Genomic DNA, 24158 nt, shown 5'->3' with positions numbered 1-24158 from the left:
ATGGTGCAATCATCCCCAAGCTCTACCCTTTAGCAGTTCTATAAACTGCTCAATAGAGAGTGGTTTGTACGCCTACTTGATAGATAATTCCACTACATCTTTTCTCGCGGCTATCCTGAGCGTAAGTAAAATCGCCTCGTCGTTAACGTCGGTTATGTAGTCAACGGTATCCGGCAGTTGACCAAGTAACTCAAATGCGCCGCTTGGAAGGGTATATCGCCACAACTGAAACTCATCGTTAATGCCGTACAGCGTATCGCCCTTAGCGATAAAATGTCTGTTGCTCCCCTGATGTTCCAATGCCGTAATGGGTGTATTTTCAATGTTGCCCACTTGCCAAAACCGTCCCTCTGCGTCGGTGAAAATGAGTGTGCCGCTGTCGGTTTTGACCGCCCTCGTGACCGCCTTATCTGAAAGACGGGTGAAAGCACCTGTACTAAGATCGATACTTACAAATGTCAGTACGCCTTGGTGCAGAATATTCGCAAGTGCGGTTTGTTGCTTGCTATCCCAATCAAATAAATTGCGTACGGGAAAGCCAAGTTCGATGCCACGCTCGATAACTTGGTCACGCGCGAACTCTTGATCAATGTCGAAATCATGCTCTATCTCCCCTAAATAGAGTTGTTTAAGTTGAGAGGACGCATTGATCAATATGCTTCTACCGTCTTCTGCCCATAGCACATCGCGCACATAGGTATTGGTAGGGAACTGACTAAAGGGTTTTCCTGAAAAGGGCAAAGTCGCGTTTTGTGTTTGTGTATCAGTGATCCATACCTGAGATGTACCATCGCCTTCTGAAGAGTAGGCAATCAGCGAACCGTTGGGTTGGTATTTCGCTCGGTTTTCCTCTTTCATTGAACGCACAATCGTATGATAACCAACGTTATTCGTCTTGGCTGTGCTAGTGTTAACGTGCGCGTTTAGCTGCCTATCATGCCTAGCAAATTGATCAAGAGGGACCGCCACAATGTCACTGTCGTAATGGCCCTTTATCGCCAGCATTTTCTTTTCAAAGGGGTGGAATAGTGGTGTCCCTATCGCGTCGGTCAGTGGCATAGATATGCGATGAATGTTGCCTTCGAAATCAATGGTAAAAAGCTGCTTGCCGGTACTAAAAACAAGGTGATCTTGTTCTGGCAACATATTTGGGTAGATATAATGATAGGGTGGGATAACACCCTGGTAGTCGATAGGCGCGCTAGAAAGTAATTCGCCGTTAATACTTAACTTTTCAATATGAAGTATGCCCTTTTCATGCACTGTGGTCAGAGCAAGGGTATTGTCACGCGCAGCGAAATCGAAAGACACAATACTGCCGTTTGCTACTTCGTACAAAGGTGCGCTGTCGTTTTGACTTATAGCATAACGAATGAGCCGCCATCGCCCCTGTGTCTTCTGCAATAATGCTATGATATCGTCATCAATCCAGACAGGGTTTTTTATCTTGGAACTCTTGCATTCCATAAGAGTATGGGGCGACTGCGGCGCGGTGAGGGCTTTGGCAAAATCAAGGGTCTGCAAGTGATAACACGTTTTCTGTTCTACCGGCGCCGAGCAGTCGTTTTCTTTAATAAACGACAGGGTGTTGCCGTCGGGCGAAAACGCTAAACTACCATAGGAGCCCAGGGATTGGGTCAGCTGAAATTCTTGTTGAGTATCAATATGCTTTGCCCATAAATGGCTTTGGCACATCACTTCTGGAAAGCGCTGAAAAACAATAAATTTACCATCGGGCGAATAGGCGCTGGCAAGTTCTCTGTCATCGGTAGAGGTAAGTAATCGGATATCGGTAATGTGTAATCTATCAGCAGACGTTTGTGAAAGTGGGGTTTCGTTAACCCATGCGCCGTAAAGCAACAGGCTAAGCGACAATATTATGAGGATAAGGGTGAGTTTAAATTTTAGCTTGTTCTTGGTTGTCTTATGAGTTCGATGGCGGGCTTCTTCATCCTCCTTCTCAAAAGAGGGAGGCGTTGAGTCACAAGCATTAACGTCTGGGCCTTGCAGCGCGGCGTGGGTAGCATCCGTTTCTTGCCAGCGAATATCTGCTTCTAAGCTGTACCCTTTTTTCGCATGGGTTTTGATAAAGCCCTGCGCTTTGCCACTGTCACCAAAGGCTTTTCTCAACTGCGCAATACATCGCTGAAGAGTATTGGGAGAGACCACTGTCTCTTTCCATACGTAGTTCAATAAGTCTTCTTGGCTTACCACTTCGCCTTTGTGCTTCGCTAAATAGGTCAGCACTTCCAATGCTTTAGGAGGAAGTGTTTGCACTTGTTTGTTGTGTGTTATTTGGTTTCTCGACACATCAACATAAAAGCCGCCAATCCAATATCGTTCGGTCATACGATCTCTGATCCGCTGTGTAACAGGGCTCTCTGTTATTAGGTACTCTCTGTAATGGTCATACCGTACCACTATAAGCTGTTGATAAGAATAACGAGTTTGAACAACACGCAAAAATCAGCCAAAAGTCAGGCTTTTTTCATGTCTCTTTCTTAAGGGCGGGATAGCGTAAACCGTCGCTAATTATTAACCCGTATCTGGCTTGGTTCATAGGCAACTGAGCAGGTGAGTACAACAAGGAAAAAGTAAGTTCATGAAAAACAAAAAAAGCACTATTGCTATTATGTTCTGCACAATCGGCGTGGTTTTTACGCTGTCTGCGTATGCCGCGCAAAGTCAAAGCGTGCTTCCCACTGCCAGTCAAGAAGAGGCAATGATCACGCATTGGCGAATGCCGGAAATTGAAAAGCGTTTTAGGGATATAGAGGAACTGTCTGAACCTTATTTAAGCACATCGCCCATCGACTTAGCAGATGGTATTTTGGTGAGTAGTGCTACCAAGGCAGGCGTTGACGATGCGCGTCTGGTAGAACTGGCTGAAGAGATAGCAAAAGGTGAGCACGGTAATTACGACAGTATGTTGATTGCTAAAAACGGCGCTTTGGTATTTGAATCGTATTACAAACGGGGACGAGTAGACTTACCTCACCCTCAGTCATCAGCGGTAAAAAGTTATACCTCGTTAGTATTGGGGCGTGCGATCCAGCTAGGCTACCTCTCTATGAGCGACTTGGATAAACCAGTGATCAGTTTTTTAAAAGAGATGGATAAGCATTCACTGGTCGATGGTGCGGACAAAATTACACTACGTCACGCGCTTACGATGACCACAGGGGTGAAGATAAGTGAACAGGGTTTCGATGCGATTCGCGCTGATTTAGCCCGGATAAAGGGGCAGGGAGAAATTCAGGCGATTTTAGAAGATAGCGCACCGATCCTTGATGCGAGTCAAGTCTTCAAATACGGTGTTGGTCCTCAGTTTGTGATGCAGGTCATTGATGCCGTTGTACCCGGTTCTGCATCGGCGTTTATCGACAAAGAGCTCTTCGCCAAGCTCGGTATTACGCAATACGACTGGCGTACAGCGCCAAGTGGTTTACCTGAGGCGGGGTGGGAAGTCAGTATTACTTCAAGAGACATGCTTAAGTTAGGTCTACTTATTCGCAACCAGGGAAAATGGAAGGGCGAACAATTAATTGATGAGGCCTACCTTAAAGAAGCTACAACCAGACAACTGTTTACTGGCGACGAAGAAGTCTTTGGAGGCGGTGACTTGGTGTCAAACCAAGGTTATGGTTTTTATTTCTGGGGCACAGATCTCTCCTACGACGGCAATAAGCACTATGCCTTTTCAGCGCAAGGCGGTGGAGGCATGTATATATTGCTTGTTCAAGACTATGACCTGATTGTGGTTGTTACCGCACACGAGCGGGACGATGCCACTCAGCAGTTGGTGGCAGAGCGCATATTGCCTCTATTGGCAGCCCCCTCTGTAAGCCAGTAGTCGTTTTGAGAGCGGGGCTTGGCGCGCTTCGTATTTGAACAATTAACAATAATTTTTTTATACCCATAGCGACTAACCTATCGCCCTGTTAATTTGGTGTTAACTGTTCAATGTGAGACTGCTTTAAAGATGAAACTCAAATCGCTTGGCGTACTGCTTGCCTTGTTAGCTTTTGGCGCAAAGGGCAATAACCCGTTAAACCTTGGTGAAGGCTTGCGAACGGCCGACCCGTCTGGTCATGTATGGAATGATGGACGCATGTATTTATACACGTCTCACGACCTTGAGTGTCAGGAAGATTTTTGGATGAAAGACTGGTATGCGTTTTCGTCGAGCGATCTGGTTAACTGGACAAATCATGGTCCGGTGTTATCGGTAGACGACGTCTCCTGGGCCGATAATTACGCCTGGGCACCGGATGCGGCCTATAAAAATGGAAAGTACTACTTGGTGTTTCCCGCGGGTACCGGTCACAAAGACAGAGAAAGTCCAAGCAAGAGTACCAAATGGATGGGCATTGGTATTGCGGAAAGTGAGTCACCTACCGGACCGTTTAAAGATGTGATTGGCAAGCCGTTGTGGACTGCGCCTTATGCTAACGATCCGAGCCTGTTCATTGACGATGATGGCACAGCGTATCTGTATGTGCACGCACAGGGGTATGACTACCATGTAGTAGAAATGGCTGACGATATGCTACGTGTTAAAGGGCCATTGCAGAAAATGGATATGGGAGGCTATGAGCCAAAAATGGAAGGTCCTTGGGTATTTAAGCGCAACGGAGTGTATTACTTTACTATGCCGGAAAACAATCGCATATTGACCTATTACACCAGTCTCTCGCCGACAGGGCCTTGGACGTATCAAGGGCAGATAATGGAGCAGGAAGCCAATAGTAATAATCACCATTCTATAGTGGGATATAAAGGGCAATGGATTTTATTCTATCACCGTTGGCTGGATATCAACTCTGATTGTGGTCGACAACGTCACGTGGCTGCCGAGTATTTGCACTTCAATAAAGACGGTACCATTGTGCCCGTAAAGCGCTCAGAAAAAGGTGTGGGTCATAGGCTAAACAATCGTTAACCCAACACTTTTTGCCCGCGATAAAGGCGAAATATGGTATAGCTATTTACCACAAGTAGAGTGGCCTCTAAGAGTGTGCCGCCGATAGAGCCTACGATAATATTGTTGGTAAGCCAGCAAAGCGCGCCACATAAAAATGCCACGCGCATGGCAATCCCCGACAGACAATACAAGGCGTAGGTACCAATACAGGTACCTAAAATAGGAAATAAGTCGTACCAGTCATGCGACAAATACACCCCTAGAGCAAAAGAGATCACAATAAACAGATAGCCAACGGGGCGTGAGCGGGTTTTTATAGATAACCCCGTGCGCAATACCGACAGGAGCGCGCTCAGGCATGCGGTCACAGCACCTAACAATGCAAAATGCACGGCGTGATTTAAATTCATGATAACCATCATGATACGAAGGTGTTGATCGTCGCGTTGGTAAAAACACAAAATACCAAGGACAAAGCTCAACATGCCTACTGCTTGGGCTAAATTAAATTCTGGTAGCAAAATAAAAGACGTAAAGTGTTGTGGTTAAGCCATTAATTAACAGAGTCAATCCCGCTATTATCCAAAAAAGGATTAGGTTTTCTCTTGTGTTTAGCTAAACCCACATAGGGTGATGATTGATGACACATAGTAAAAGTATAGCGAGCCCAATTCAACGTATTGAAGAGTAACAGTTGCAAGGTTTACCCTATCTATCTTCTACTGTGAGATAACTTCCCTAATGCGCTATACTCGCCACCATATCCTATGGGGTTAGCTACCCTTACTTCCTATTTTTTAGTGACTCTTTATTTAATGGTGCATCAATGGCAACAGCAGCGGCCCTTCACATACTGGTAAAAACAGAAAAGGAAGCCCTTTCGATTTTGGAGCAGCTCAAGAAAGGTAAAAATTTTGCTGCCTTAGCAAAGCGCTATTCGACCTGTCCATCGGGCAAGCGAGGCGGAGATTTGGGTGAATTCCGACGCGGGCAAATGGTAAAACCGTTCGATGATGTGGTATTTAAAAAAGAAATTTTAAAGGTGCACGGTCCTGTGAAAACCCGTTTTGGCTACCACCTAATCAAAACCCTATATCGCAATGGCTAGTGCAACAGGGCTGGTTCGCGATCAATTGGCTTTCGTTTCAATCAAAATCCATACACCAAAGAACAGCATCCCCCTAATTAAAGGGGAATCTTTTCTCCATCGTCGAGTAGGCGGTAGTAGCTATCGCCATTAATTAACAGTCCTTCTGATCGCTTAAACGGAATACTTGTTCGGTAGTCGTTGGGGTGTTTTACATCAATGGCAAACAGGCGGTTATTAAAATGGCTACTAACCTTAAACTGAATGGTGTGACCAACCGTCATAGAAGTGGCTTGATAGAATGCTAAGGTATTTGAAAACGCGGTTTCATCTACTTCACCCTTAAAATACCCTCTGTACCACGCGGGTCCGTTTTGTGTAGAAAGGACCAAAGAGGTTTTTTCATCCGCAAGGCCAGGATAATACATACGGCGATAGTATTGTCGGTTCAGAGTATTAATTTTTTCAAGAGTCAGTTTTTGTTCTACTAGTTCGGGGTGAATACCGCCGTGTACGAACAAATGACCGTTAATGCGTTCAATGGTGTTTTTCGTAGCCAGCCAGCGACCGAGATAGGCATCTTTTCCCAATAAGTCTGAGGATGCTTTACCCAAAAAACCTGCTATTGGGATATATTTGTTGGCCGCAGATTTAACGTTGCCTTGCATGTTTTTGATTTCATGATTACCAACAATAAAGTGAACTTTCCCCCCAGCGTGTTCTGCTTCTTGTTCAAGTTTGTAGATAAGCCACAACAGTTGTGTGGTAGAAAAGCCTCGGTCCACCATATCACCAACCAATACCAGATGGCCTTCACCAAACTGCCAGCGAAGGTCTTCAGTAATTACGTGATGAGCGATTAAAAAATCTCTAAAAGTACGATAATTTCCTTCTAAATCGGATATGGCCAGAATAGGCGCGTCGGTCTCGTAAAGACTTTCTGGAACGGGAGAAAGCGGCTTTATCTGTACGTCGAAATGGCTATCGTCTAAAGGGAAATAAACCTGTGCATCAATAGCTTGATGTGAATTATAGATCTGCTTTTCTACAAAAAAGCCATCGTCTCGGGTTCCCCTAATATAACTTACTGACACAGCGTCCTTTTCGAAAAAAACATAAGGACCCTCACCGCCGACTTTGTATGCTAAGGGGGCGTCACCTAAATTCACGCTGGCATGTTGAGAATAGCCAACCAGTGCGGCAATGGATATTAGCACTACCGACACCACAAGAAAGTAACCCAAGGGGCGAAAGAAAAACCTAACCATGATGTATGCCTTTTGAAAACGGACTAATGAACTTCAGTATCTTGTGCGTAGTAAGCAGCAATAAATAGCCTGCAACCAAGGCAATTGGTGTTATCCAGAAGCTTTGAAATACCCCTTTTGTCTGCTCGGCGATAATGGGGTTGTCCAACATACCAATGACTACGCTATTTCCGTTTGCCTCTGTCCAAATAGCAATCCCATTTGGAATGATCAAATTGGCAAACGCTAACGCAATAAGGCCCACGCCAAAGGTATAACCGAAACACATCAAGCCGTAATAGACTGAACGTGATAGCCCCTTTTTCATCAGAGTAAGCGCTTTAAAGCCTTCTGGAGGTGGATTGCCATGCTGAATATGACCGACATATTGCTGTCCCAATGCGCGTGGTGGTCCAAGTCGGGTGAGGATTTCATCCACGTCTGCCGTTTCGCCTTTCATCTCAATTTCATCAATAACATCGTAAATATGTGATTCAATTTCTCTAATCACTTCCTGAGCTTCAAATGTATCAAGAGGCGTCAGGTAGCGTTGAAGGTTATCCAGGTACTGTCTAATCTTTTTCCGTTCACTCATTCGCTTGGCCTTCCATTGTCGGTGGGATGTTTAAAAGCTGTTGTAGGTCTGTCACTGAACGCTGCCAGCGGTCTCTCAATTGGTGTAATTTTTGATGTCCGTTATCGGTTAAGGCGTAGTATTTACGCGGTCGTTGTTCGCCTTCTTGTTGCCAGCTTGCTGACAACGCACCTTCTCTTTTGAGGCGGTCGAGTAAAGGGTAAAGTGTTCCCTCGGTCAGTTGCATGGTGTCGAAGGTGCGAAAATAATTCAGCAGTTCAAGTCCGTATTTAGCTTGATGCTCGAGCGCCGCCAGGACCGCGAGCTCTAAAGTCCCCTTGCGCAATTGGGCATCCCATTTTGCATTTTGATCGCGACTTTCTGTCATATATATGCCTGTATAACCTTATACTATGTAATACATAGTATATGGTTATAGCAAGCTTTAGCGGGTAGCTCAAATATTGTTCGCGCGTGGGGCGGGAAGAACTTGTAAGAAAGTGTTTCGCTGGTGGCTAAGGTGCCCACTTCTCAGCGCATACCGCATGTTGGGTATAGCGGGTAAAGGGGCTTTCTGCTGGGTGAATATCGCGGCGAAGTGCCACACTGTGATCGACCTTGATAAAAGGGGCCCTAGCGGCTTTGCCATTTGCATCGAGCAAGTAGTATTCACTGGTGTAGTCGTTTAACAACAAACGGTTAGCAATACCGTTATCGGTAAGGCGTACGCGAGTTATGGCTTTAAACTTTGCATTAGGATCAGAAAGGCCAACCAGCGTTTTAAAAAAGTACCCTTTATCAGTTTGCAGCTGTGAAAAGCTATTGAGTGCTTCAATTAAGGTGGGCAGGTCAATGGCTTCTCGTTGAAGCATAAAGTCATGGTGAATAATCGCGCCATCTACAGCGTGGCTTTTTAGGTTACTTGCCATGCTTTTGCCTGCAGTGTAAGCCTGCTTACTTTCATAATCTGTCAGTCGCTTATGACCATCTGGGGTGTAATGCACAAGGGCGTTGGTGTTCATATTGACATAATAATCGCTAATCCCTGCCGGTATGACTTCAAACAACATGAGATCAGGGGTTACCGCTCCGCGCGCTTGCGGTGTTTGTGGGCCTTTGGCTACACACTTGTCTGATATGAAGTAGTAATATTGGCCCGCTTCTATCGCCTGAGCTGTAGAGAGGTAAAATACCCACGAGAAAAGCGAAAGGATCCATAAAATGGATGAACGTATCTGCGACTTTTTTTCAATCATAACTGCCTGGCCTTATCGCATGTGCGTGGGGTGAATTACGCTGACATTGTAAGGTGTGAAGAGCAAAAGCGCGAGTGAGCTTCTCTTTTACTTTGAATGGTAGTGCAAAAAGAACGACAGAGGGTAAATAGCACACTGCGTATTTGATAAAAACGTGTCGTACGCGAGGTATTAACAAAGCGTTTGGATTTGCGGCGGGGTCATCATTTCTCATTAACCATTAAGGGCAAAAGCAAAAAGAAATAAGGCGTAACACCCAGTTACGCCCTATTTCGTGTTGCGATACTACAGTTATAACCTTACGGGTTTAGAACTGATAAGTTACGTAGGCACTGATACTTCTACCTGGCTCTGAGAAGCGCTGGTAGCCATCACTACTGACACCACCAAAGAAACCACCGGTGCCAGCGCGCACACTGTTTAACACTTCCCAGCGGTAATATTCTTTGTCAGTAATATTGTAAATCGCTGCGGTGAAGCGAAGGTTTTCCGTCATGTCATAATAGGCCGTTAAGTCAAATACAGCATAACCGCTTGGCGTATAGGCAGGCCCTTGACCGTTGTTAAGTGCGGTAAAGCTGGTCTGAGTACTCTCATCCACACCTTTGCTCACTATGGCGATAAGCTCAGCGCCCCAATCTCTGCTGTCAGACACATACGCTAATGTAACTGTGCCAGTGTCAGGAGAGATAGTTTCAAGGTCATCGCCTGCATCATTGAAGCTTGAAGCGGTATCGTAAGTGCCGTCAAGTGCCGTATAGGCCAGTTGGCCGCGAATATTGTTAGTAAAGTCATAAGATGCGGTTAATTCAATACCATCAACAGTAATTTCACCTGTATTCTGTGGCTGGGTAAATACATCTTCTGTACTGACTACAATTTCACATCCAAAACGGCTGCACTGTTGTTGCGTGACTTCTGTCCCGTATGGCGTGGAATACGTTTCGTCCTGGATCATATTGGTATAGTCGGTTCTAAATACCGATACACTCACACTGCCCTTGTCAAAAGTGCCAGTATAGGTAATTTCATAGTTGGTTGACTCTTGTGCGTCTAAATCACCATTGGCAATGCGATCTAAATCGATATACGTATCGCCGGTGATCATGTCCGTCACCTCGTCACCCGAGTTGGTACCAAAATAAAGACTCTGAAGGGTGGGGGCCTGATAGCCTTGCGCAATGCGAGCGTTGACTGAGTGGCCTTTTGCAAATGTATAAGTTGCCCCAATTTCACCGACCACGGCACTGAATTTACTGTCGGAAATGCTCAGTCCGGTAGGATCTGAGAAGGTGCTATCGACAGTAGGTGTATATTCGGTCGTGTCGTAACGAAGGCCTGCGTTAATGCTTAGTTGCTCACTTAACGTAACAGTATCTGCAAGATAGGCAGTAAAGAGGGTTTTTTCTGACTCTGGTACAAAGCTTTGATCGCGAATAGGATAACCATCTAAAATAGGGGCGTCCTTAGTTTCACCCGCATAGCGGCGATCAAACATCACTGCTTTTGCGTCAGTTTTCTGGTAGCTAAGACCATAGATAATCTCGTGATTTAAATCGCCGTTGATCGATTTCGCCAAATCCACATTGATGCTAAATAAATCCTGACTAAAATTTCTGTCCTCAGAACGCAGGATGGGATCGCTTTGGCCACTCACATATAAAAAGTTGGTAACGCCTGAAGAAAACAGTTCTTGGTAATTCGCTGTAATATCAACACTGTCAGCGATGGCCAAATCCAGGTTGTCTTGATTGTAGAATAGGCCTATACGTTCGCGATTATTTTCATCGTTAGTGTAAAAACCATAATAGGTACTACTTTCTCGAGATAGGGGCTTACCATTGGTTTCTCTGTCTGTTTTCTCATAGACGACACCAAATTGTTGATCTTCTGAAAGTTGGTAAGCAAGTTTAATCAGTACAGCGTCGACTTGATTGTCCATTGGGTCAGCTTGACCCCTTTCTGCGCCATCAACATTCACGCCATTGCCGTGCGCTTCGGTCTCGCTGCTGTCACGCATGGTGTACTGCAGCAGTGATTCGAGTTGGCCACTGCGATTGGCAATTGTGCCGTGAATAAGCCATTCGTCTGAGCGCCCATCAAACCCCGTTTTTAATTTCAATCCCGTGGCATCGCCATTGGCAGGAAGAAAGTCCGACGCGTCGTGGGTCACATAGGTTACCGAGCCTGCCAGTGAGCCTGGGCCTTGCGCCACTGCGCTTGGGCCTTTGGTAATTGTTACGGCTTTAACATGTTCAATTTCCACTTCACCACGGCTAGAACCATACATGCCGTATGCAGCAAACGTACTTGGATTGAGTGTTTCGCCCTGCATAACGCCATCCACAGTGACAGCCACCGCATCACCTTCTAGACCGCGAATGTTAAACCCGTCATTGCCAAAACGGTTACCTGTGTCATTAACCTGTACGCCAGGAATATAACGTGCAGTGTCTTCGATATTCGTAATTGAGCGTTTTGACAGAGTTTCCGCGTCCAGTACCGTTTCGACTGTAGTCGTTAGTGTTTCTTCGCTTTCTGCTTGAGTAACGGCGAGTTCCGTTTGTTGAGCAAGTGCTGGGAGTGTTAGCGCACAGCCCAGAGAAATAGCGACCATGGATAGTTTAAATTTCATTGTTCTTTCCAGTATGTAATAAAAGTGCAAATGATTTGTATTTAAGTGGTGTCGGTGAATGACGTGGTTCACTCCTAAATTAGTGCAAAGTCAGGGTAGTTGAGATTCACACGTGGATGAGATCACGCCATTACCTGTGTTTGTATCAACGCTAAGCTTCCAGATTGCCAAGGCTAATATCGGTTTTTCTAATGGTTTATCGCGCCTGTCAAAACGACTTTTTGTCACTTCATTGTGTCAAAATTGATCTTAATACTATTGATAACAATTATCATTTGCAATAGTATGATTTCACTTTTACACAATTAGAATTGAAAAAACGATGAAAAAACACACGCTCATTAGTCTAAATATCCTACTTGCGAGCTGCTTTAGTGGTGCGGCTTTGGGGCACGTTGCTTACGTCAAACCTCTTCAGTTTGAACCCGTGAGAGGGGGTAAAGTGACCCTGGATGCGTCATTCGCAGAGCAATTTTTCGTTCCAGAAGCGGCTATTTCCAATGCGTCTTTTGAAGTGGTGACACCAAGTGGTAAGACGGTGGGTGTAGACGAGGTTGTGAACCTTTCTACCCGTAACGTCCTTGAGCATACCTTGAAAGAAGAAGGCACCTACCAGTTTTCAACCGGAAAGCGCATGGGGGCTATTTTTCGGGTTTACGAAAAAGACGGTGAGCGAGGCTCTATGCGAGGTAACGAAAAACCTTTACCAGAAGGCGCGGTGTTAACCGAGCATTTTCAGTCCGTAACATTTGCCACTAGCTATGTAACCCATAAGGGGCCCACTGAACTAGCGCTAGCGCCTCGCAACGAAGGGCTTGAAATTGTGCCGGTTAACCACCCTAACAGCCTGTTTGCAAACGAAGGGTTTGAGTTCAAAGTTCTGTTCAATGGTCAGCCTGTGGCGTCGCATGAAGTGGCTATTTATCAGGGGAAAGATCAGTTTACAGAAGAATCCGACGTGGATAAAGTGACAACTAACGATAAAGGGCACGCTAACTTCACGCCCAAAGCGCAGGATGTTTATCTGATGCAAGTTCGCCTTCGCACCGACGCGCCCAAAGAGGCACAAGTGCCGACCTTCAGCTATACCACGACCCTTTCATTTGAAGCGTACTAATTAAATGCTAATCGGGAGATAGTTATAATGAAAAAAATCAGCCTCGCAATCTTGTCAGCCGTGTGTTTCAGCTCTGTAGTATGTGCCGCTCCACACAGTGCCAGCGGTATTATTCTTACCTACGATTTAAACAAGGACGAGTCACTTCCACTGGAAGAATTTGTCGATGCACGCCGCGCTCGCTTTAATGCGTCAGATAAGAACCAAGATGGCGTTCTAGACGAAAGCGAATACGTTTACGAATGGGAAGGGAAAATGGAAAGTCGCTTAGCAGAGGACAGAAAGGCCTCAGTGAAGCAGACGCATATTCGCTTTCACGCCGTTGATAGCAACGACGATGAATTTATTACTATGGATGAAGTGAACGCTGTAGGTGAGCGCAGTTTTGCGCGGATGGACAGTGATAAAGACGGTGTCATTGCCCTTGGCGATCCAGAGCCTAAGCCTCGCCGTGCTAATTCAGAGCAAAACAAAGATGATAAACCCGAATTAGTCCAGCGCCCCATGTTGCGTATGCCTACGAGTCACAATATCAAAGGATTTGTAGCACTATACGATCAAAATGGTGACGAGACAGTCACAAAAGAAGAGTTCTACAGCGTTCGACAAACCCAATTCCAGCGCACTGACGAAAACAGTGACGATAAACTAACCGAGCAAGAATATGTCCTTGAATTTGAAGACAGACTAGATGCGCAAATCGAGAAAACCCATCAAGGCCAAATCAAACAAACCTATGTGCGCTTTGGCGTATTAGATACTGACGAAGATGGCAAGATGACGTTTTCTGAGTACATGGTATCGGGGTTTAATGCGTTTCATCGTTATGACACGAATGGCGACGGATATCTGACTCTTGACGATCCTGCTCCTGCGCCTCGCGAAAGACAGCAGGCGACAAATGCGACAGCTAAAGTTAGTGAATGATGGGAATTCGCTGGATTGTATTGCTAGTGGTCACTGCCACTAGCTTTAGTTTACAAGCAAAGTCATACGTGTTTCCCGCGGCAAAAGGTAAGGCAAACCCGGTTATTACTATTAATGGCCAGCAGGAATTGTCTGTTGAACAACAGCGCTATATTGAGGGCGTGATCAATGAAACCTACGCTACCTTAGATAGGAATAACCACAGCAGTGAGCTGGCGTTATTAAATCAGTCTTACCAAGGACAGCTTACTCCATGGCTATTCAATGCTTTAAAGCGATGTGAAAGTTGGTTTGCTAAAACGGAAGGGAATATAAGCTGTCGCAATGGGGCGCTTTATCGCTATTGGGGAGACTACGTCGAGGGAAAACACGCCTTGTCGCGCAGAGAAGTGCGGCGGTTAGCACGGGTCGCACGCATCGCAGAAGTTGAATTTTCCCAAAGTAATACACTGGCTTTTAGTGCTCCCATTCAATGGGATTTATCTGAGTATGCTTCATCATTGGTGGTGGAGCGAGTTGACGCGTACTTGCGATCATTGAAAATGGAATCATTCCACATTAGTGCAGACGACATTCAAACACATTTTTCAGTGTCTAATGCCATTTGGAACGCTGATGTGGCCGGCGAGAGGATGACAATACAAAATAATGCCGTTGTACATCTTCGACCATGGCAGCAGCCGGCCTTCTCTTCAGTAAAAGGCGTGTCAGTAGAAAAGGGTGTCATCAGCCACAGTGATGGGTGGGCAAGTTCGCAATTCCAGACGTTAGTAATTGCACCACACGCTTTTGATTCGGAGTTGCTGGCTCATTATGCAGCGACCAAAACGGCACAGCAATCCATCGCAGTGGTCAACGCATTGCCAGATATTGAATTAAAGTTAAGTGATGAAAACGGCCGGGTTTATACCAGTGAACGCTTTTCTTATGAAGTCTCAAGCGGCAGTCATGAAGAAAGCGCTCAGCCACTTTTACACGCCACGGTGTCTTTGCCTCATTTTAATATTGCCGATTATCGTGGGCCTTATGTCAGTGTGTGGATCAGTGACAATAAGAATCGACTTATCAAAAGTCTTGCTCTGCGAGGTAATAGTGAGCGTTGGTTACAGGAACTTCGCACATGGTGGCGCAGAATTGGAAGGAAAAATCAGGCACTGATCGATGGCTTTGCAGGTGCTACGCAAAAGAATACTCCCTTACATCTTAGTTGGGATGGCAAGGACGATTTTGGACGTGAGGTGACTTCTGTTGATCTGGTGTTCAATGTCGAAGTGGCCCGAGAGCACGGTGGCCGTAGTGTTGAAAAAATACCTTTCAGTTTACAATCGCTGGCCAACCCTCTTGTAATAAAAGGGTCCGGCGAGATTGGCGAGATCAGTTTAACGACATCGTCTGATTCGCTTTAAACCTCTCAGCAGTGATTAATAGACAAGCACAACGAAAAGGCGATTAGCCGTATTCGTCAGTGGAGTATTCCATTGACTTGCGGTTATTCTGCCTTTTTCCATTTCTTTTTTTTCTTGCTGCTCTAATAAGAACGGAGCTGCATAACCTTCGCCTTCCCCATCCTTCTGACAACTCAGTGATATCTTCAGCGTCGAGCAATTATATACATTACAGACCTTTACGGTTGGTTGAAAAGTGTGCAGATTGGGGGCTATTCACAGTGTGTATGATAGTTTATAGGTATCATTTATCATTTATATGTATTTCTTTATAAATAAAAGTTATGTCTCGTAAGTAAATGATACTAGTGATGTATGTCTTAATAGCGTAGCTTTGCAACGTTTTAGGTCGAAAAATAGCCCGTTTACCAAGATTGTTGAGTTTAAAAATAAATGTGAGTGTTGCATTTGTACGTTTTTATTCTGGTGGGGAATGGTGGGCATAAGCGAATAAAATAGCTTTGGCGTAAACAAAGGGTGTCATTCTCGAAAGAGCAAGAAGGTAAGGAGATGCGAGTGAAAATCATAATTTTGAATGAATCTAAGACGCCAGATCTACTGAATAAAGTGGAGCGACGTTGTGCAATTACCCCTGCGAGTGCACAGCGACTCGTCAAAAAAGGTGTATCATTAGCACTGGAAACGGGAGCTGGGCTCCACTCAGGGTATTCAGATAAAGAATACGAAGAAGTGGGGGCTGGGGTTATAAATGATGTGAATGCGTCGCTATCATCTGCAGATATGTTGATAGCAGTAAATAGACCCACTGACGAGCAACTATCATTGATGAAAAAAGGGGCCGTAGTGATTGGCCATCTGGATCCTTTTTTCCAGCAAAGTTTGATTGAATCCATCGCCCAGCGGGAACTTACCGCCATTTCTGTTGAAATGATTCCTCGTTCTTCTCGTGCTCAGAAGATGGATGCTCTTAGCTCGCAAGCGAGTTTGGCTGGCTATGTGATGGTAATGCAGGCAGCTAATCTATTACCTTCAATTTTACCTATGATGATGACGCCCTCAGGTACCATCAAACCTGCCAAGGTATTTGTTATTGGCGCAGGCGTAGCGGGTCTTCAGGCTATTGCTACTGCAAAGCGCCTTGGTGCAAATGTGCTTGCATACGACACCCGACCAGTTGTTGCAGAACAAGTGGAATCGCTTGGTGGAAAATTTCTAAAAATAGATATTGGTGAGACAGGGCAGACCAAAGATGGTTATGCGAAAGAGCTAACCGATGAACAAAAAGCGAAACAGCAAGAGGCGCAGCGCGACGCAATTGCAGATTCAGATATTGTGATTACCACCGCCCAATTGTTTGGCCGTCGGCCACCTGTTCTTATTGCAAAAGAAACCCTTTCGCTAATGAAACCGGGCAGTGTAGTGGTTGATATGGCTGCGACAAGCGGTGGCAATGTGGAAGGTTCTGAGGCCGGAAAGACCGTTGAAATAAATGGCGTGAAGGTGATTGGAAATGGCTATTGGAGTCAATATGTGGCCAAGGCCGCCACAGATATGTATGCCAACAATATATACAACCTAATTGAAGAGTTTTTTGACGAAGAAAGTCAATCATTCAGACTTGATTTAGAAGACGATATTCTTGCTGGGTGCGTTATCACTCATCAAGGGCAGGTCACTAACTCTATGCTACTTAACGCGTACAAGGGAGCGTAGTCATGGACATTATCTATTTACTATTCATTGTCGTTCTAGCGGCGTTTTTAGGCTTTGAGCTTATTCGAAAAGTGCCAGCAACACTACATACGCCGCTGATGTCGGGTTCTAATGCCATTTCTGGTATTACGCTGGTGGGGGCTCTGGTTGCCTCTGGAAGTGATAATAATCTACTCACTACCATACTTGGTACAGCGGCCGTAGCGCTTGCGAGTATTAACGTTGTGGGCGGTTATCTCGTAACAGATCGCATGCTTGGCATGTTCAAGAAAAAGAATAAATAAGGAGCGCGCAAGTGAATGATATTGCAACTTTAATCAACCTTGCGTACGTAGTTGCCGCGGCACTATTTATTATAGGACTTAAATTACTTAGCCATCCCGATACCGCTAAAAAAGGAAATTTTATATCTGCAGTGGGTATGTTGATCGCGGTGGTCGTGACCTTACTTGATCAGCAAATTATTAGTTACCACTATATTTTATTAGGATTTGTTATAGGTGGGGCAATTGGCGCGTGGAAAGCGAAAACTGTAGAAATGACCGCGATGCCGGAAATGGTTTCTCTGTTTAATGGCTTTGGTGGTGCCGCTTCTCTCCTATTGGGTTGGGCGACATTGGCTGGAATGTCTCCTTTAGCATTGCAAACTGAAGGTGTGTTTACCTTCCTCACGTTGTTTTTCACCGTGTTAGTAGGGGGGATTACCTTTTCAGGCTCGGTGGTCGCTTGGGGAAAATTGTCAGGGAAAATGAGCTCAAAAGCCGTAATTTTCACCGGACTTAGAGAGCTCAGTGTATTGCACTTAGTTGCAATGGTAATCGTTGGCTATTGCTTTACTTCAGACCCTTCTAATGCATTGTGGATCTACTTGGCTATCGCGTTGTCTCTAAGCTTTGGTTTATGGGCAACTATCTCTATAGGCGGTGCGGACATGCCAGTCGTGATTGCACTGCTTAACAGTTATTCAGGAATTGCTGCTTCGGCAGCAGGACTTGCCACAGGTAATACTATCCTTATCGTCACAGGTCTTCTTGTCGGTGCGTCGGGTCTAATCCTAACCAATATCATGTGTAAGGCCATGAACCGTTCGCTGATGAACGTGTTGTTGTCAGGCTTTGCAAAGCCTGTAGAAGCTGGCGAGAAAATAGAAGGTGAAATAAAGGTACTATCAGCACAAGACGCCTTTTATGTGCTGGAAGCAGCGCAAGCCGTGTTGGTTGTGCCTGGTTATGGCATGGCAGTCGCGCAAGCTCAGCATGCTGTGCGTGAGCTTCAATCACTACTGGAAGACAATGGTTGTACGGTAGATTATGCCATTCACGCCGTTGCAGGACGTATGCCCGGGCACATGAACGTATTGCTAGCCGAAGCAGACGTTCCGTATGATCAGCTATATGAAATGGATGATGTAAACCCACGTATGGAAAACTATGATGTGGTTATTGTCATTGGTGCAAATGACGTGGTAAATCCAGCTGCAAAGGAAATGAAAGGTAGCCCTATTTACGGCATGCCAGTAATTGAGGCATATCGGGCAAAATCGGTGTTTGTCCTTAAGCGCTCTGCGAATGCAGGATTTGCAGGCGTCGACAACCCACTTTTCTTTAAAGAGAATACGCGAATGGTGCTGGGTGACGCTAAAGATACTATCAATAGTATTATTCGTGAGTTTGGCGACGATTAGCGTTACATCAAGTGAGGGCTTATGCGGTATAAGACCAATAAGCGATAATCTACAATGTCTAAAAGGAAGCGTTTATGCTTCCTTTTGTGTACTTATAATGCGCTTGATTGTTGTAGTTATGCCACATCGCAACTAGTATGGGAGGGTGAACCAACGTTGTTATTTGTTGAGGGGCTGTACCTTAGATGTCAAAGGCACTTTATCACATTGAGCAAGTCAGTAATTGTATATTAGTGACCCTTCGCGGCGAGTGGAGCGAGTCAACCAACATACAGTATCTAGCAGCACTGTCGGAATACCTCAAACGCCGCCGAGGACGTCCATTTATTTTGCTGGTCGATATGCGTACATGGCAAATTCCAAAGTCAGAAACATTTAATCAAATAAAAGCACCATTTAAGCTAGATAGACGTAATCAGTTATATGAGATATGGCTTGAATGCGAAGGTACTGACGCTGATCACGTTGCGGAAAAAATGCGTCTTGAAGCTAAAACGCCTTTAGAGCGAACACACAGTGTTTCCCAATTCCTTGCCAGTTGCGCAGACAAAACAGACAACAAAGCATTAGCGCATATCACAGCATGGGTTGAAAATGAGTCTGTCGATAAACAAAATTAGTCGCGACAATCGATATTTTACATCGCATCGAGCGCAGTGTTGTCTATAATACGCTGCTTATTTTCGCAACTACTATGCTAAGCAGCGCCTTAGCCCACTTAATATAGGTGAATAAATTGTCAGATTGGAGCATCGAAGAAGCAGAGCGCGTCTATGGCGTGTCTCAATGGGGTGGCGGCTATTTCAAAATTGGTGAAAATGGCAACGTGCATATTACCCCAGTGCCAGAGGATCCAAGTATCCAAATCGACTTTAATTCGGTAATTGATGATATCCGCAAAGAAGGTGTGCAATTTCCCGTCGTTGTGCGCTTCCATGACATTCTGCGCTCACAAGTTGCAGGCCTCAACAAAACATTCAGAAGCACCATTGAAGAAGCCGAATACAAAGGGGAATATCAAGGTGTCTACCCGGTAAAAGTCAACCAAATGCGTGAAGTGGTTGAAGAAATTGTCGATGCTGGCAAACCGTTTAATTACGGATTGGAAGCTGGCTCAAAGGCGGAACTGCTTACCGTTTTGGCAATGAATACCAACGAAGAGTCATTAACTATTCTCAATGGTTACAAAGACGATGAAGTGATGCGTCTGGCCTTACTGGGAAGAAAGTTGGGTCGACGAGTGGTTGTAGTGGTAGAGAAATTTACAGAATTACTGTTGTTGGTGAAAATTTCCAAAGAGCTGGATATTGAGCCTATTATCGGTGTTCGCTCTAAAATGACAGTAAAAGGTCGAGGCAAGTGGGAAAGCTCGGGTGGAGAGCGCGCTAAATTTGGTCTGACAATTACCGAAATTATTAATGCTGCGCGCTATCTAGAAGAACAGGGCATGGCCCATTGCCTGAAGTTATTGCACTTTCATATTGGCAGTCAGCTGACCGATATTCGTGCGGTAAAAGAGGCTGTTACTGAAGGTGCGCGTATTTATGCCGACCTTCATAAAATGGGATTTGCACTCGATTACGTGGATGTTGGCGGTGGTCTTGGTATTGACTACGATGGCAGTAACTCAACTAATGAATCTTCTCGAAACTACAGCATGCAAGAGTACGTTGCAGATGTAGTATACGGGATGAAAGAAATGTGTGATTTGGAAGGGGTTCCTCATCCGAATTTGGTCAGCGAAAGTGGCCGCGCTATCACTGCCCACCACAGTTGTGTTATCACAGAGATAGTCGGTGAGATAAAATCCAATGCTTCGCAAATGGATACGTCTGCTACAGAAGGGGAGCATATTTTTCTTAAAAATATGCGTGAATTGGCGGAAACCTTCGATGCACAAACCAATATGCACGAAGTGTATAACGATGCTTCTCAATACAAAGAACAGGCGTTAGACGCATTTAAACTGCGGGTGTTGCCATTAGAAGAGCTCGGTAAAATAGAAACCCTTTATTGGCAAATAATGGGTCGTTTGCAGACGTGGTATCGCAACGAAGAATACGTTCCAGAAGAATTACAAGAACTGGACTACAGCTTGTCTTCTCAGTACCTGTGCAACTTCTCTATTTTTCAGTCTGCGGCAGATACATGGGCGATTGATCAGCTTTTACCTGTTGTGCCACTTACCCGCATGAATGAAGAGCCAACAGTAAATTGCTCGTTGGTTGATATTACCTGTGACAGTGATGGCAAAATCGACCAATTCACTATTGGGCGTGAAATAACCGACGTGTTACCTATGCATCCGTTGAAAAAAGATGAGCCTTATTACATCGGTCTGTTTTTAACAGGCGCATATCAAGACGTAATGGGGGATATGCACAATTTATTCGGTCGTTTAAATGAAGTGCATATTTATAGCTATGACGATGATCCGGAAGACTTTTACATAGAAGAAGTGGTGAAGGGGTCTTCGGTAGAAGATGTACTTAACATAATGCAATACAACCCACGCGCTATGGCTTCAGACGTTAAACGACTGATTGACAAGCAAGTGTGGGATGGAAAGCTAAATCCACGTGAAGGAGTACGTTGGACGGACTTCTATGAAAATTGCTTAAGTGGTTATACGTACCTCAAGCAATAATTTAAAAAAATTGCGGGTCGCCCTTGCAATACCGGTTGCTCTTTTCTGGACATACTCACAGCAAAGAGCAACAGGTCTTAGAGTTTATTAGCGTCGGTTTGTTTTAAGTAGCGTTTCCACAACTCAGCAGTAGTGGAATTAATCATATTTGACTCTGCATTCATCAACATAACATAGCCCACTTTATGTTCTGGGGAAAACGCCACATCTGCGCGATAGCCTTTTACCCATCCACCGTGATAATTAAGTTTTATTCCTTTTAAATCGTATATGCGCCAACCCAGCCCGTAATGCGCATCGTCGATCATTCCACGCCAACCGCGACGATATGTTTCCCGTTTTGTTCTAACGCGTTCGGTGGTCACGTACTCAACCATATCCTTTGAAATGACGGTGGGAAATTCACCTAGCAATGCCTGAAGGTAAATAGTCATATCGCGAATACTGGCGTTTACACCCGCAGCGGGAGAAAAACGGTAATAATTGCTTTCCACATTACCTTCATGCCATTTATTCCGGGCAATGGCAATATGGGGGTGTGCCCATGACTCAGATGCGAGTAATCCACCTTTACCAACACTGGCAGTACGCATCCCTAAAGGCGTAAACAACTGGGTTTGCAATTGGGCAGAATAGGATGTGTTGTGATTACTAAAATAGTATTCCAAGGCGCCAAAAAGCGCATTTTGATAGGTGTAGCATTCGCCCGGTTTACATAAAGGCTCTAGCTCGCCCAATGATTTTAATACGCGCTCTAGAGAGTAGTCGGCTTCGATAAGGTTGTCATAAGCATTAGGCATATAGCCACTGGATTGACCAACAATGTGTTGAAGCTCCAGTTTATTCTTTTCATTACCCTTAAAAGGGATGTCCGGTAATAGCGTTTCTATCGGCGTATTCCACGACAATTGGTGTTGCTCGACCAATTTCGCTGAGAGTAGGGCGGTAAACGTCTTAGATACTGAGGCGAGACGAAAGACTGTATTTTCGTCTACTTTAGCACCATTTTTTCTACGGGTTTTGCCGTGAACATACACCCGCGGTGCTTTGCCTTGCTCGTAGAATACAAAGGCGTAACCGGGTACATTGTATTTATCGGCTTCTCTTTGTACATAATTCGCGTAATCGTCCAGCCAGTCTGCTGTCACCTGTTGTGGCCAGCATACAAGAAGCAACGTCAGCGTTAGGAAAAGTAAGTGCGGCATCAGTGTGCGCAGCATATTCAGCATACTTTAAGCTCGTTAGGCCGTACTTTTGATATTAAGAAAAGCGCAGGCGGTATTTGTTATTATTTTAATATTATGCGGATAGCGCGGCTAATGATCAAATAGGTCGTAGGGGTTTCGCTTTTTCCCATAGTGAGTTCCGATTTTGTCGCACATGATGAGTGATGTCGATATACACTAGTCACTACGGTGAGGTAATCGACAGAATAAGGGCAAACAGTGATATCAGGATCATTGGATCAAAGTGCTGAAAGTAAGGGCCAAGCTGATACTGTTCTAAGTGCCGCGAGAATGAGTCGCGATGCGCGTTTTGACGGTAAATTTTTTGTGGCAGTGAAAACGACAGGGATTTTCTGTCGACCTATTTGTCCTGCAAAACTACCTAAAGAAGAAAATGTGGTGTATTACACGCAAGCTGCTAAGGCGATGTCAGATGGTTTTAGGCCTTGCTTTCGTTGTCGTCCTGATAGTGCACCAAGTTCGTCTGCCTGGCTCGGTGTTAACGCCACTGTACACCGTGGTATGTCGCTATTGTCTGCTATTCCCGTTCAGAACATTGAGACCATCGCTTCTCGGCTTGGGATCAGTGAACGTTATCTCTATAAACTGTTTACCAGTGCACTGGGAATTTCACCCAAGCAATATCAAAATATGCATCGGGCGTTATTTGCCAAGCAGTTAATTCAACAAACTTGCTTGTCTATGACTGAAGTGGCGTTTAGTGCAGGATACCAGTCGCTGCGTCATTTGCAGCGGGCCATGGAGCAATATTGTGCAGCGACACCGTCTCAGTTGAGACAACATCAACGAGGGCAACACAAAACCTTGCGTCTATTTTTGTCCTATCGACCACCTTATAATTGGCCATACGTTCGAGCGTTCCTTGCTACTCGTGCCATTAAACACATGGAAAATGTAAGTGAAAATTCATATGAACGGTTTTTTGCCTTTAATGGTGCTAGCGGCCACATGCGTGTCACGCACGATGTAAAACGCCATGGGTTTATCGCCGAAATAGTATTGTCCGATTTAACCTACTTGCATCAGACAGTGGAAAACATCAGGTCGATGCTGGATCTCAATGCTGATCCTGTGCTGATTGAGCAGGGATTGTTAAGGTCTGGTCTCAACAAAGAAGCGCTAACACCGGGCATTCGACTACCGAGTACGTGGAGCGTATTTGAAAGTGGTTGTCGTGCTATTTTGGGACAGCAAGTCAGTGTAAAAGCGGCCGTTGCACACGTTTCGTTACTAGTTGAACATTTATCAACACCCTCTCAAGATGAGCAGAGCGTTACACCACAAAGTAGCACTATTTCTCGGGCGTTTCCTACAGCCAAGGCCATAGCGTCCAGTGATCTTCATTTTTTGCGCATGCCACTGGCGCGGAAAGCAGCGTTAAGAGAGTTTGCCCAGTTGTTTGCTGAAAAGGACGTTGACGGGCTACATGATTGGCCCACTCATGAGCATATGTTAGCCATTAAAGGCGTGGGGCCCTGGACAGTGGATTATTTAAAAATGCGGGGTGAAAGAAATCCCGACGTTTACCTTGGTGGAGATCTTATCGTACGTAAAACCGCCGAAAAATACCCCCTAACCCCTTCATCCGCGGCGCCTTGGCGAAGTTATTTGACGCTTCAATTGTGGCATCTAAGTGATAAGTCAGCATAAGTAACCGGTGAATTAAGCGCGTATTGGAATTTAAAGAGAGTCAA

Annotated in this window: 20 protein-coding genes; 12 read left to right on the top strand and 8 right to left on the bottom strand. The window is 45.2% G+C overall.

From position 1 onward, the window contains the following. Positions 1–72: 72 nt before the first annotated feature. Positions 73–2349, bottom strand: a complete 2277-nt coding sequence (locus ACMCM8_RS15795) for a winged helix-turn-helix domain-containing protein (protein ID WP_412723545.1) — start codon at positions 2347–2349, stop codon at positions 73–75. 253 nt (positions 2350–2602) lie between these two features. Between ACMCM8_RS15795 and ACMCM8_RS15790 the strand changes: the two genes are divergently transcribed. Both ACMCM8_RS15790 and ACMCM8_RS15785 read left to right on the top strand, forming a co-directional pair. After that, complete coding sequence (locus ACMCM8_RS15790) at positions 2603–3853, top strand: serine hydrolase domain-containing protein (protein WP_412723544.1); 1251 nt, start codon at positions 2603–2605, stop codon at positions 3851–3853. A gap of 129 nt (positions 3854–3982) precedes the next feature. Beyond that, positions 3983–4942, top strand: coding sequence for a family 43 glycosylhydrolase (locus ACMCM8_RS15785; protein WP_412723543.1), 960 nt, complete (start codon positions 3983–3985; stop codon positions 4940–4942). Here ACMCM8_RS15785 and ACMCM8_RS15780 read toward each other — a convergent pair. Further along, positions 4939–5445 (bottom strand): YgjV family protein, encoded by a 507-nt coding sequence (locus ACMCM8_RS15780; RefSeq protein ID WP_412723542.1) that lies wholly within the window; start codon positions 5443–5445, stop codon positions 4939–4941. The genes ACMCM8_RS15785 and ACMCM8_RS15780 overlap by 4 nt on opposite strands. 305 nt (positions 5446–5750) lie before the next feature. Here ACMCM8_RS15780 and ppiC point away from each other — a divergent pair, with 305 nt between their 5' ends. After that, complete coding sequence (gene ppiC / locus ACMCM8_RS15775; protein ID WP_412723541.1) at positions 5751–6032, top strand: peptidylprolyl isomerase PpiC; 282 nt, start codon at positions 5751–5753, stop codon at positions 6030–6032. A 77-nt stretch (positions 6033–6109) separates the two neighbouring features. Here ppiC and ACMCM8_RS15770 read toward each other — a convergent pair whose 3' ends face one another. The 5 genes from ACMCM8_RS15770 to ACMCM8_RS15750 all read right to left on the bottom strand — a co-directional run bounded on the left by ACMCM8_RS15770 (position 6110) and on the right by ACMCM8_RS15750 (position 11723). Continuing rightward, a complete protein-coding gene (locus tag ACMCM8_RS15770) occupies positions 6110–7279 on the bottom strand; it encodes a metallophosphoesterase (protein WP_412723540.1) in 1170 nt (389 codons plus the stop codon). After that, on the bottom strand, positions 7272–7853 hold the full coding sequence (locus tag ACMCM8_RS15765; RefSeq protein ID WP_412723539.1) for an HAAS signaling domain-containing protein: 582 nt from the start codon (positions 7851–7853) through the stop codon (positions 7272–7274). Before ACMCM8_RS15765 ends, ACMCM8_RS15770 begins: the two co-directional genes overlap by 8 nt. Further along, positions 7846–8220, bottom strand: coding sequence for a PadR family transcriptional regulator (locus ACMCM8_RS15760; RefSeq protein ID WP_412723538.1), 375 nt, complete (start codon positions 8218–8220; stop codon positions 7846–7848). Before ACMCM8_RS15760 ends, ACMCM8_RS15765 begins: the two co-directional genes overlap by 8 nt. Positions 8221–8347: 127 nt before the next feature. Beyond that, on the bottom strand, positions 8348–9088 hold the full coding sequence (locus tag ACMCM8_RS15755; RefSeq protein WP_412723537.1) for a hypothetical protein: 741 nt from the start codon (positions 9086–9088) through the stop codon (positions 8348–8350). 307 nt (positions 9089–9395) lie between these two features. Then, the gene (locus tag ACMCM8_RS15750) at positions 9396–11723 is read right to left on the bottom strand and encodes a TonB-dependent hemoglobin/transferrin/lactoferrin family receptor (protein ID WP_412723536.1); all 2328 of its coding nucleotides are present in this window, start codon (positions 11721–11723) and stop codon (positions 9396–9398) included. A gap of 322 nt (positions 11724–12045) precedes the next feature. On the opposite strand from ACMCM8_RS15750, the gene ACMCM8_RS15745 reads away from it, so the two are divergent. The 8 genes from ACMCM8_RS15745 (at position 12046) to speA (ending at position 21217) form a co-directional block, all read left to right on the top strand. After that, positions 12046–12840, top strand: a complete 795-nt coding sequence (locus ACMCM8_RS15745; RefSeq protein WP_412723535.1) for a DUF4198 domain-containing protein — start codon at positions 12046–12048, stop codon at positions 12838–12840. A 27-nt stretch (positions 12841–12867) separates the two neighbouring features. After that, on the top strand, positions 12868–13767 hold the full coding sequence (locus tag ACMCM8_RS15740; protein WP_412723534.1) for a calcium-binding protein: 900 nt from the start codon (positions 12868–12870) through the stop codon (positions 13765–13767). Then, positions 13764–15173 (top strand): DUF2271 domain-containing protein, encoded by a 1410-nt coding sequence (locus ACMCM8_RS15735; RefSeq protein WP_412723533.1) that lies wholly within the window; start codon positions 13764–13766, stop codon positions 15171–15173. Before ACMCM8_RS15740 ends, ACMCM8_RS15735 begins: the two co-directional genes overlap by 4 nt. Before the next feature lie 555 nt (positions 15174–15728). Continuing rightward, on the top strand, positions 15729–16886 hold the full coding sequence (locus ACMCM8_RS15730) for an NAD(P) transhydrogenase subunit alpha (RefSeq protein WP_412723532.1): 1158 nt from the start codon (positions 15729–15731) through the stop codon (positions 16884–16886). Between the two features lie 2 nt (positions 16887–16888). Next, positions 16889–17170, top strand: a complete 282-nt coding sequence (locus ACMCM8_RS15725; protein ID WP_412723531.1) for an NAD(P) transhydrogenase subunit alpha — start codon at positions 16889–16891, stop codon at positions 17168–17170. An 11-nt stretch (positions 17171–17181) separates the two neighbouring features. After that, positions 17182–18570 (top strand): NAD(P)(+) transhydrogenase (Re/Si-specific) subunit beta, encoded by a 1389-nt coding sequence (locus tag ACMCM8_RS15720; RefSeq protein WP_412723530.1) that lies wholly within the window; start codon positions 17182–17184, stop codon positions 18568–18570. A gap of 185 nt (positions 18571–18755) precedes the next feature. Continuing rightward, positions 18756–19190, top strand: a complete 435-nt coding sequence (locus ACMCM8_RS15715) for an arginine decarboxylase (protein WP_412723529.1) — start codon at positions 18756–18758, stop codon at positions 19188–19190. 116 nt (positions 19191–19306) lie between these two features. After that, the gene (gene speA / locus ACMCM8_RS15710) at positions 19307–21217 is read left to right on the top strand and encodes a biosynthetic arginine decarboxylase (protein ID WP_412723528.1); all 1911 of its coding nucleotides are present in this window, start codon (positions 19307–19309) and stop codon (positions 21215–21217) included. Between the two features lie 77 nt (positions 21218–21294). On the opposite strand, the gene ACMCM8_RS15705 is transcribed toward speA, so the two are convergent. Further along, the gene (locus ACMCM8_RS15705; protein ID WP_412723527.1) at positions 21295–22446 is read right to left on the bottom strand and encodes a serine hydrolase domain-containing protein; all 1152 of its coding nucleotides are present in this window, start codon (positions 22444–22446) and stop codon (positions 21295–21297) included. Between the two features lie 216 nt (positions 22447–22662). On the opposite strand from ACMCM8_RS15705, the gene ACMCM8_RS15700 reads away from it, so the two are divergent. Then, positions 22663–24114, top strand: coding sequence for a DNA-3-methyladenine glycosylase 2 family protein (locus ACMCM8_RS15700; RefSeq protein ID WP_412723526.1), 1452 nt, complete (start codon positions 22663–22665; stop codon positions 24112–24114). Positions 24115–24158 lie beyond the last annotated feature (44 nt).

The organism is Alteromonas sp. D210916BOD_24 (assembly GCF_047159385.1).
GTDB lineage: Bacteria > Pseudomonadota > Gammaproteobacteria > Enterobacterales > Alteromonadaceae > Alteromonas.
Note: the sequence above shows the minus strand (reverse complement) of the source record. Positions and strands in the feature narration are given on the sequence as shown.

Bases quoted from the DNA above. Each gene is read 5' to 3' on its own strand.
- ACMCM8_RS15765 (WP_412723539.1), bottom strand. From the start codon at position 7,853: ATGAGTGAACGGAAAAAGATTAGACAGTACCTGGATAACCTTCAACGC.
- ACMCM8_RS15725 (WP_412723531.1), top strand. From the start codon at position 16,889: ATGGACATTATCTATTTACTATTCATTGTCGTTCTAGCGGCGTTTTTA.
- ACMCM8_RS15785 (WP_412723543.1), top strand. From the start codon at position 3,983: ATGAAACTCAAATCGCTTGGCGTACTGCTTGCCTTGTTAGCTTTTGGC.
- ACMCM8_RS15735 (WP_412723533.1), top strand. From the start codon at position 13,764: ATGATGGGAATTCGCTGGATTGTATTGCTAGTGGTCACTGCCACTAGC.
- ppiC (WP_412723541.1), top strand. From the start codon at position 5,751: ATGGCAACAGCAGCGGCCCTTCACATACTGGTAAAAACAGAAAAGGAA.
- ACMCM8_RS15750 (WP_412723536.1), bottom strand. From the start codon at position 11,723: ATGAAATTTAAACTATCCATGGTCGCTATTTCTCTGGGCTGTGCGCTA.
- ACMCM8_RS15755 (WP_412723537.1), bottom strand. From the start codon at position 9,088: ATGATTGAAAAAAAGTCGCAGATACGTTCATCCATTTTATGGATCCTT.
- ACMCM8_RS15705 (WP_412723527.1), bottom strand. From the start codon at position 22,446: ATGCTGAATATGCTGCGCACACTGATGCCGCACTTACTTTTCCTAACG.
- ACMCM8_RS15715 (WP_412723529.1), top strand. From the start codon at position 18,756: ATGTCAAAGGCACTTTATCACATTGAGCAAGTCAGTAATTGTATATTA.
- ACMCM8_RS15740 (WP_412723534.1), top strand. From the start codon at position 12,868: ATGAAAAAAATCAGCCTCGCAATCTTGTCAGCCGTGTGTTTCAGCTCT.
- ACMCM8_RS15745 (WP_412723535.1), top strand. From the start codon at position 12,046: ATGAAAAAACACACGCTCATTAGTCTAAATATCCTACTTGCGAGCTGC.
- ACMCM8_RS15795 (WP_412723545.1), bottom strand. From the start codon at position 2,349: ATGACCGAACGATATTGGATTGGCGGCTTTTATGTTGATGTGTCGAGA.
- ACMCM8_RS15760 (WP_412723538.1), bottom strand. From the start codon at position 8,220: ATGACAGAAAGTCGCGATCAAAATGCAAAATGGGATGCCCAATTGCGC.
- ACMCM8_RS15770 (WP_412723540.1), bottom strand. From the start codon at position 7,279: ATGGTTAGGTTTTTCTTTCGCCCCTTGGGTTACTTTCTTGTGGTGTCG.
- ACMCM8_RS15790 (WP_412723544.1), top strand. From the start codon at position 2,603: ATGAAAAACAAAAAAAGCACTATTGCTATTATGTTCTGCACAATCGGC.